Here is an 8,711-nt window from a genome sequence, read left to right as displayed (position 1 = left end):
CCCCGGGGCGGCGCCCCCGACAGCGGCGCGGGGGGGCGCCGCCCCGCCCGGCCCCCCCCCACCCCGCTCACGCAGTGTTACTCCCGGTCGACGCTGCGACCGGGCCGGCTCAGGTCGAGGAGACCTCGACCGACAGCTCGGCGGTGACCTCCGGGTGGACCCGGACGGTGACCTGGTGGGTACCGACGGTCTTGATCTGGCTGGGGACGTCGACGGCGCGCCGGTCGAGCGCGGGCCCGCCGGCCGCCTGCACGGCCTTGACCACGTCGGCGGTGGTGACCGAGCCGAACAGCCGACCCGAGTCGCCCGCGGACTTCGCCTTCACCGTGACCGTGAGCTTGGAGAGCTCGTCGGCCACCTCCTTGGCGTGGCCGAGGTCGCGGATCGCCCGGGCCTTCTGGGCCCGCTGGATCGAGGCGACCTGCTTCTCCGCGCCGCGATGGGCCACGATGGCCATCTTGCGCGGGAGCAGGTAGTTGCGGCCGTAGCCGTCCTTCACCTCGACGATGTCGCCGGGCGCGCCGAGGTTCGGCACGTCGGCGGTGAGGATGAGCTTCATTCCGATGTCCTCCGCTACCGGTCCGCCCGGCTCAGCGCGCGGTCGAGATGTAGGGCAGCAGCGCGACCTCGCGGGAGTTCTTGACCGCGACGGCCACATCACGCTGGTGCTGGCGGCAGTTGCCGCTGACCCGACGGGCCCGGATCTTGCCGCGGTCGGAGATGAACTTCCGCAGCAGGCCGGTGTCCTTGTAGTCGATGTCCTGGGCCTTGTCCTTGCAGAACGCGCAGACCTTCGCCTTCATGGGCTTGCGCAGCACTGGCTTGGCCATGGTGGGGGTGCTCCTGGTTTGTGCTCGTGTCCCGCACGGGGCGGGGGGGGGTGCTCAGGTCAGAACGGGGGCTCGTCGTCGACGGCCGGTCCGCTGCCGGCGGGCGGGGCGGAGCCCCACGGGTCGTCGGCCGGTGCGGAGCCGCCGTAGCCGCCCCCTCCGCCGCCGCCTCCGCCGCCACTGCCACTGCCGCCACCGAAGCCGCCGCCGCCACTGCCGCGGCTGACCTTGTTGACCTTGGCGGTGGCGTACTTCAGCGACGGGCCGACCTCGTCGACCTCCAGCTCCACCACGGTGCGCTTCTCGCCCTCACGGGTCTCGAAGGACCGCTGGCGCAGGCGCCCCTGCACCATGACCCGCATGCCGCGGGTGAGCGTCTCGGCCACGTTCTCCGCCGCCTGGCGCCACACGTTGCAGCGCATGAACAGCGCGTCGCCGTCCTTCCACTCGCCGGACTGGCGGTCGAAGGTGCGCGGCGTGGCGGCCACGGTGAAGTTGGCGACCGCGGCCCCCGAAGGGGTGAACCGCAGCTCGGGGTCGGCGGTCAGGTTGCCGACCACGGTGATGACGGTCTCGCCGGCCATCGCCGCCGCCTCAGCTCGCGGCAGCCGCGGGCGCCGGGGCCCGCTTCGGCTCGCGGCGCAGGACCTTGGTGCGCAGGACCGACTCGTTCAGCCCGAGCTGGCGGTCCAGCTCGGCGACGGTGGCCGGCTCGCAGGCGACCTCGAGCAGCGCGTAGATGCCCTCGGCGTTCTTGAGGATCTCGTAGGCCAGCCGGCGCTTGCCCCAGACCTCGATCTTCTCGACGGTGCCCCCGTCGGTCTTCACGACGTTGAGGAACGTCTCCAGGGACGGCGTCACAGTGCGCTCGTCCAGGCTGGGGTCGAGGATGACCAACAGCTCGTAATGACGCATGAGAACCACTCACCTCCTACGGACTGGAACGGTCGCGGTCCATCCGCGACAGGAGGTTCTCACTGCCCCCCGACAGAAAAGCGCCGCCGTGACGGCGGCGGGGAACGCGGACACCCAGGTGGGCGCCGGTCGGGGCGACACGCCGAGGTTACCAGCGCCTTCGATCCCGCCAGCGCGCACCCGCCCGGCGGAGGGCGCGCAGGGACGTCGGGGGCGGTCACTACGCTGGCCCGCATGCTCATCGGCGCCCACGTGCGAGAGGACGACCCGGTCGTGTCCGCCGCCGATCGGGGGGCCGACATCGTGCAGATGTTCCTGGCCGACCCGCAGGGGTGGAAGAAGCCCCCGGCGCACCCGCAGGCCGAGCAGCTGCGCACGGGCGGCGTCGCGGTCGTCGTGCACTCCCCGTACGTGGTCAACCTCGCCTCGCTGAACAACCGCATCCGCATCCCGTCGCGCAAGCTGGTCGTCCAGCACGCCGCGGCCGCGGCCGAGGTCGGCGCGATCGGGCTGGTCGTGCACGGCGGCCACGTCACCCAGGGCGAGGACGCCGCGGCCGGGTTCGCCAACTGGCGCAAGTTCGTGGAGCGCCAGGTCGGCGAGGGCGGGTTCGCGGTCCCGATCCTCATCGAGAACACCGCGGGCGGCGACAACGCCATGGCCCGCCGGTTCGACGCGCTGGCCCGGCTGTGGGACGCGGTGGGCGAGTTCGACGTCGGGTTCTGCCTGGACACCTGCCACGCGTTCGCCGCGGGCGAGGACCTGGTCGACGTGGTCGACCGGGCCAGGGCCATCACCGGCCGGATCGACCTGGTCCACCTCAACAACTCGCGCGACGAGTTCGGCTCGGCCCGCGACCGGCACGCCAACGTCGCGGACGGCACGATCGACCCCGAGCAGCTCGTCGCGGTGTGCGCCGCGGCCGGGGCCCCCGTGGTCGTCGAGACGCCCGCCGAGGGCCAGGCCGCCGACATCGCCTTCCTGCGCGAGCGGTTGGCCGCGTGATCCCGTCGCACGCCGGCCCGACCAGCGTGGCCGGCCCGTGACCAGGACCGCCCCGACCCGCGACGAGGACGAGCAGGTCCCCGAGGTGCCCCCACCCGCCCGCCCCACCACCGGCCGGCTGGTCCTGGCCGTGATCGTGCTGCTCAGCGGCGTCACGATGCTGCTGGGCTTCGAGAACAAGGCGCGCTGCATCGGCCCGGAGTACGACGAGTCCGGCCGCAGCGCCCCGGACTACGACGTCCGCCCCGACCGCGACGTCTGCTACTCCGACATCCAGCACCTGTGGATCGGGCGCGACATCGACAAGCACGTGTTCCCCTACGTGCACGGCTCGATCACCCCGGAGGGCCAGCTCGTCGGCGGCACGGTCGAGTACCCGGTGCTCACCGGGCTGCTGATCTGGGCCGGCGCGATCTTCGCCGACACCGACGGCGGCTACCTGATCGGCTCGGCGCTGCTGATGGCGCCGTTCGGGCTGCTCACCGCGTACCTGCTGGGCCGGCTCACCCGGTGGCGGGCGCTGGTCTGGTCGCTCGGCCCGCCGATCGTGCTCTACGCCTTCCACAACTGGGACCTGCCCGTCGTGGCCTGCGCGGTGGCCGCGGTGTTCGTGATGCACGGCTGGCGCACGCAGCGCTCGATCGCCGAGCGCGGCACGATCGCCTCGGTCCTGCTCGCGCTGGGCTTCGCGTTCAAGCTCTACCCCGGCGCGTTCGTGCTGCCGCTGGCGCTGTACGTGCTGACCGCGTCGCGGCCGGGCCGGCTCGACTGGTGGGCTGCGGTGCGCGTCGCGCTGGCCGCGGTGGTGACGGTCGTGCTGGTCAACCTGCCGTTCGCGGTGGCGGGCTACGCGGGCTGGCGGGCGTCGTTCTCGTTCCAGTCGCTGCGCAAGGTCGACCTGACGACCAACTCGATCTGGTTCTGGGGCTTCCGGCCCGACTCCGGCCCGGAGGACCCCGAGTTCCAGGCCACCATGGACTGGCTGTCGCCGTCGCTGGTGCTGCTGTCGTTCGCGGTGGCGGCGGCGGTCGGCTGGTGGCGCTGGCGGCGCACCGGCGTGTACCCGTGGGTCGGGGTGAGCGCGGCCATGCTGTGCGGCTTCCTGCTGCTGCACAAGGTGCACTCGCCGCAGTACGTGCTGTGGCTGCTGCCGTTCTTCGCGCTGCTGCGGGTGCCGTGGGCGCTGGTCGCCGGCTACCTGGTCGCCGACGTGGCCATGGGGATCGGGATCTTCCGCTGGTTCCACACCCTGCACACCGGCGAGGGCTTCGGCATCTACGACGGCTTCGCCGCCCAGGCGCTGGTCATCGGCGTGTGGGGGCGGGCGGCGCTGCTGGTGGTGCTGTTCGTGGTGTTCCTGCGCACGTCCGACGCGCTCACCGACGACACCGCGGCGGGGCTCACCGCCAGGCGAACACCGGCTGCTCCAGGTGCGCCACCCGAGTAGCCCGGCCCCGCAGCACGACCTCGCGGAACTGGAAGAGCACGGCGCCGGTCGGGGCGTGCACGAACCGGCCGAACAGCGGTAGCTGGATCACCGGGTTGTCGGACTCGGGGATCGTGAGGAACCGGGGCTCGATGTCGATGGTCGCCAGCGGGACGCGGTGCAGCTCGCCGACCTCGGCGGGGTTGGGCACCAGGTCGGCGCCGGCGCCCGCCCACAGCACGACCGGGGTGATGACGTAGCCGGAGCGGGTGGGGTAGTCGTCGAGCAGCCCCAGCTCGGCCTCCGGTCCGAGGCCCAGCCCGAGTTCCTCGAAGAGCTCGCGGCGGGCCGCCTCGCCGGGCTCCTCGCCGTCGTCGGCGCGGCCGCCGGGCAGCGCCCACTGGCCGGCGTGGCCGCGCAGCGTGGCCGCCCGGCGGGTGAGCAGGAACGCCGTCCCGCCGGGGTCGTCGACCAGCGTGATGCCCACCGCGGCCCGCTTGAGGTCGGGCCGGTCGGCGGGCACCCGCTCGAACCGCGCCAGGGCGGCGGACACGTCCTCGCGCTGCACCATCCCCCGATACTGCCCCACGGCGGAGCCCGATCCACTGTGACGATGTCGAGGTCAGGCGGGCAGCGGCTCCGCGACAGGGCGTCGCGCGGGGCGGGCCGGCCAGTCGGGGTCGTCGTCGCCGAAGGCGCGAACGGGATCCTCCCGCTCCGGGTGCAGCACCGAGCGCACCACCAGCACGCACAGCACGACGACCACCGCGTCGCGGACCAGCACGGCGCCCAGGAACCAGTCCGGCGGCAGCCCCCGCTCCTCCGGGGTCAGGTAGTAGTACATGCGCGGGGCCCACACCAGTGCGTCGACCACCATCCACGCCAGCAGCAGCCGCCAGCGGGGCAGCGCGAGCACGGCCAGCGGCACCAGCCACAGCGAGTACTGCGGGCTCCACACCTTGTTCACCAGCAGGAACGACGCCACGACCAGGAACGCCAGCGACGCGACGCGCGGGGTGCGCGGAGCCTTCCAGGCCAGCACGGCGATACCGACGCACAGGGCGACGAACAGCGCCGCGCTCACCGCGTTGAGCACGGCGGGGGCCTGCCCGGCGGCCAGCGGGCCGTCGAACCCGGCCCACCCGGTGAAGTAGCTGGTCACGAAGTAGAGCGAGTCGGGGTCGGCGGGCCGGGTCTGGTTGAGCCGGAAGAACTCCCACCAGCCGGTCGGCCAGGCCAGCGCCACCGGGAGGTTGACGGCGAGCCAGCCGAGGAGCGCCCCGGCGATGGTCCGCCCGGCCGTCCACGGCTCCCCACGGCGCAGCGCGACCAGCAGGACCGGCAGCAGCAGCATCAGCGGGTAGAACTTGAACGCGCCACCGACGCCGATGAGCACGCCGGCCAGCACCGTCCGGCGGCGCGAGAGCGCGAGCGCCCCCGCCGTCGCGAAGGCCACCGCCAGCGTGTCGAAGTTCGTGAAGGCGTGCACCACGACCAGCGGTGACACGGCGACCAGCGCCGCGTCCCACGGCCGCGAGGGCCGCAGCGCGCGCACCCCCCACACGACCACCAGCCAGGCCATGGCCAGCCAGAGCGCGCTGATGTCGAAGTAGACGACGACCGGCAACGCGGTGGGCAGCAGCGGGACCCGCTCGGCCAGCCACAACCAGCCGTCGGCGAGCCGGGCGTTGGCGTACTGGAAGAAACCGGTCAGCACCGGGTACTCCATGTAGCGCAGCCGCTCCTGGGGGGTGCCCTGCGCCTCGACCCAGGGGTCGCGGTAGGGCACCGCGCCACGGTCGACGCCCTCGATGCCGTAGAGCGGGACCGTGTCGGAGTAGCACATCGCCACGTACTGGCGGCCCTCGCGCCAATCGAGGGCCAGCTGGCCGTCGTCGGTGCGGTACTGCTGCAGGCACGGCGACTTGACCAGCCACGCCAGCGCCAGCACGACGACGGCGAGCAGCAGCAGGACCCGCAGCGGGGTCCAGAACGCGCTACGACCGACCAGGGCGTGGCGGCCGAGCGGCCCGCCCACCGGGCGGCTGGCCGCCGCGGCGAGCGGTTCGGTCCACGTCGGGATCACCCGGCGACCGGGCGACGGGCCGGCCCCCCGGCCGGCCCGGGTCATCAGTTGTTGCCCCGACCCGGGCCCGGGAGGTTCAGCTCGACTTCGGGTCGACCGGCACCGGGACGCCCCGGACCGCTGTCGGCCAGGCCCGCGCCGGGACCGGCGAAGTCCTGGTTCTCGTCGTCGCCGTTGTCCTCGTCGTTGTTGTCGTTGTTGTCGTCGCCGCCGTCGTCGCCGTTGTCGTCGTCGCCGTTGTCGCCGTCGTTGTCGTCGCCGTTGTCGTCGTTGTGCTCGTCGTCGTTGTGCTCGTCGTCGTCGTTGTGCTCGTCGTCGTTGTGCTCGTCGTCGCCGTGCTCGTCGTCGCCACCGCCGGACCCGAGCGCCTTGCCGATCGGCTCGAACTCGGAGAACTCCGCCTTGTCCGTGCCCTTGAGCGCCTCGCGCATGTACTTCTGCCAGATGGCGCCGGGCAGGATGCGACCGAACACGTTGCGCCCGTCGGCGGTCTTGATCGCCTCGCTGGTGTCGGTGCCGATCCAGACGGAGGTGGTCAGCGTCGGCGTGTAGCCGACCGTCCAGGCGTCCTTGTTCTCGCCGCTCTTGCTGCCGGGCAGCTGCACGGTGCCGGTCTTGACCGCGACCGGCCGGCCGGAGTCGAGCGGGATCTGCGAGGTGCGCGAGATGTCGATCATCGACTCGGTGACGTTGCGGGCGACCTTGGCGTCCATCACGGTCTCGCCCTCGACCCGCTCGGGGCGCTCGAAGCGCACCTCGCCGTCGGCGGTGACGACCTTCTGCACGAAGTAGGGCTGGTGGCGCACGCCGTCGGCGGCGAACGTGCTGAACGCCGTCGCCATGTCGATCGGGCGGACCTCCTGGTCGCCCAGCGCGATGCCGCCCCGGGCCTCGTTGACCATGTTCTCCGGGATGCCGGCCTGGTGCGCGGCGTCGATCACCTTCTGCAGGCCGGTGTCCAGCGCCATCCGGTAGAAGACCGTGTTGATCGACTTGGTCATGGCCTCCTTGACGTCGCACTCGTTGCAGTCGAAGCCCTCGGAGTTGTTGACCTTCACCCCGCCGACGAACTCCTGGCCCGATCTGCCGTCGTAGGTCGAGCCGAGGCCCACGCCCTTGTCGTCCTGCAGCGCCGCGGAGAGCACGAACGGCTTGAACGTCGAGCCCGGTTGGCGGTTGGCCTCGGTGGCGTAGTCCAGGCCGGTGCCGTTGAGACCGCCGAAGTAGGCCACGACCGCGCCGGTGCGCGGGTCCATGGACACCAGAGCCGAGCGCAGGTTCTCCGGCTGGTCCTCGAGGACGTCCTTGACCGCGTCGACCGCCGCGATCTGGCGCTCGCGGTCGATGGTCGTGGTGATCACCAGACCCTCGGTCTTGATCTCCTCCTCGCTGATGCCCAGCGTGCCGAGCTCGGCGACCACCTTCTCGTAGATGTGGTACCGGTCGTCCGAGGGAACGCCGACGTTGTCGGCCTGCGGGCGGTCCCAGTTGTCCGGGAACACCATCTGGGCGCGCTCGGCCGGGGTGAGCTTCTGCGTCTCGACCATGCTGTCGAGCACGAAGCCCCAGCGCTCCTGCGCCTTGGCGAGGTTCTTCTTCGGGTCCCAGTTCGACGGCGACGGGTTGATGCCGACCAGCATCGCGGCCTCGGAGGTCGTCAGGTCCTTGACGTCCTTGCCGAAGTAGGCCTGCGAGGCGGCCTGGATGCCGTAGGCGCCGCGGCCGAGGTAGATGGTGTTCAGGTAGTTCTCGAGGATCTTGTCCTTGCTCTGCTCACGGGTGATCTTCACCGCGAGCACGACTTCCTTGTACTTGCGCCAGAGGCTGAAGTCGTCCTGGCCGGTGGAGATCTTGATGTACTGCTGGGTGATGGTCGACCCGCCGCCGGTGCCGCCGGTGGCCTGGTTGAAGATCGCGCGGCCGATGCCGGACAGGTCGAAGCCCGAGTTGGAGTAGAAGGTGCGGTCCTCGGCGGCGAGCATCGCGTCGCGCACGTGCACGGGGATCTGGTCGAGCGTGACGATCGTGCGGTTGATCGAGACCTCGTCGCCGTTGGCGTCGGTGATCTTCGGGCGCACGGTGGCCACCGGGGTGGTGCCGTCGGCGAAGGTGATCGTCGCGACCTGGCTGATCGCCGCGTCCTGGGCGTCCGGCACCTTGAAGATCATCCAGCCGATCGCGAAGGCCACGAACGGCCCCAGGACCAGCATGCCCAGCAGCACGTAGCAGATCCGCCGGACCTTGCGCCACGTCATGTCGCGCCACCACGCGATGACGCCCTTGAGGCCCTTCTGCTTCGGCCCCTTCGGTCGCCTCGGCCCCTTCGGACCGGCCTGCCCCTTCGGTCGCGCGTTCCCCGGCCGGGCGAACCCGCCCTGGCGCGCGGCGCCCTGGGGGGCCGGGCCGGTGGCGCGGGTCGGCGGCAGGGGGGCGCCGCCCATGCGGCCGG

Annotated in this window: 9 protein-coding genes; 2 read left to right on the top strand and 7 right to left on the bottom strand. The window is 72.1% G+C overall.

The genetic code is table 11. The features are described 5' to 3' along the window. Nucleotides 1–109: 109 nt before the first annotated feature. From rplI to rpsF, 4 genes are read right to left on the bottom strand one after another with little or no spacing between them, the layout of a single operon-like run. Nucleotides 110–559 carry a 50S ribosomal protein L9 gene (rplI, locus tag KIK08_RS15525; RefSeq protein WP_214403857.1) on the bottom strand — a complete coding sequence of 150 codons (450 nt, stop codon included), beginning with the start codon at nt 557–559 and terminating at the stop codon, nt 110–112. A gap of 31 nt (nt 560–590) precedes the next feature. Further along, nucleotides 591–830, bottom strand: a complete 240-nt coding sequence (rpsR, locus tag KIK08_RS15520) for a 30S ribosomal protein S18 (protein WP_214403856.1) — start codon at nt 828–830, stop codon at nt 591–593. A 59-nt stretch (nt 831–889) separates the two neighbouring features. Next, on the bottom strand, nt 890–1,414 hold the full coding sequence (locus KIK08_RS15515) for a single-stranded DNA-binding protein (RefSeq protein WP_214403855.1): 525 nt from the start codon (nt 1,412–1,414) through the stop codon (nt 890–892). Between the two features lie 10 nt (nt 1,415–1,424). Beyond that, entirely contained in the window at nt 1,425–1,745 is a 321-nt protein-coding gene (gene rpsF, locus KIK08_RS15510) for a 30S ribosomal protein S6 (RefSeq protein ID WP_214403854.1), read from the bottom strand. A 234-nt stretch (nt 1,746–1,979) separates the two neighbouring features. Here rpsF and KIK08_RS15505 point away from each other — a divergent pair, with 234 nt between their 5' ends. Then, nucleotides 1,980–2,750: a deoxyribonuclease IV gene (locus KIK08_RS15505; RefSeq protein WP_214403853.1), complete on the top strand. Its 771-nt coding sequence runs from the start codon at nt 1,980–1,982 to the stop codon at nt 2,748–2,750. Between the two features lie 37 nt (nt 2,751–2,787). Continuing rightward, a complete protein-coding gene (locus KIK08_RS15500) occupies nt 2,788–4,197 on the top strand; it encodes a glycosyltransferase 87 family protein (protein WP_408004675.1) in 1,410 nt (469 codons plus the stop codon). Here KIK08_RS15500 and KIK08_RS15495 read toward each other — a convergent pair. The 3 genes from KIK08_RS15495 to KIK08_RS15485 form a co-directional block, all read right to left on the bottom strand. Beyond that, nucleotides 4,151–4,747 (bottom strand): NUDIX hydrolase, encoded by a 597-nt coding sequence (locus KIK08_RS15495; protein WP_214403852.1) that lies wholly within the window; start codon nt 4,745–4,747, stop codon nt 4,151–4,153. The two genes, KIK08_RS15500 and KIK08_RS15495, sit on opposite strands and share 47 nt — an antisense overlap. Nucleotides 4,748–4,798: 51 nt before the next feature. Next, the gene (locus tag KIK08_RS15490) at nt 4,799–6,307 is read right to left on the bottom strand and encodes a glycosyltransferase family 87 protein (RefSeq protein WP_214403851.1); all 1,509 of its coding nucleotides are present in this window, start codon (nt 6,305–6,307) and stop codon (nt 4,799–4,801) included. Next, a partial coding sequence (locus KIK08_RS15485; protein ID WP_214403850.1) for a transglycosylase domain-containing protein occupies nt 6,307–8,711 on the bottom strand: 2,405 nt, incomplete at its 5' end. The genes KIK08_RS15485 and KIK08_RS15490, both read right to left, overlap by 1 nt.

The organism is Pseudonocardia lacus, from assembly GCF_018531445.1.
Classification (GTDB): Bacteria; Actinomycetota; Actinomycetes; order Mycobacteriales; family Pseudonocardiaceae; genus Pseudonocardia; species Pseudonocardia lacus.
The sequence above is the reverse complement of the archived record's forward strand: the minus strand, read 5'-3'. Positions and strand labels throughout refer to the sequence as shown.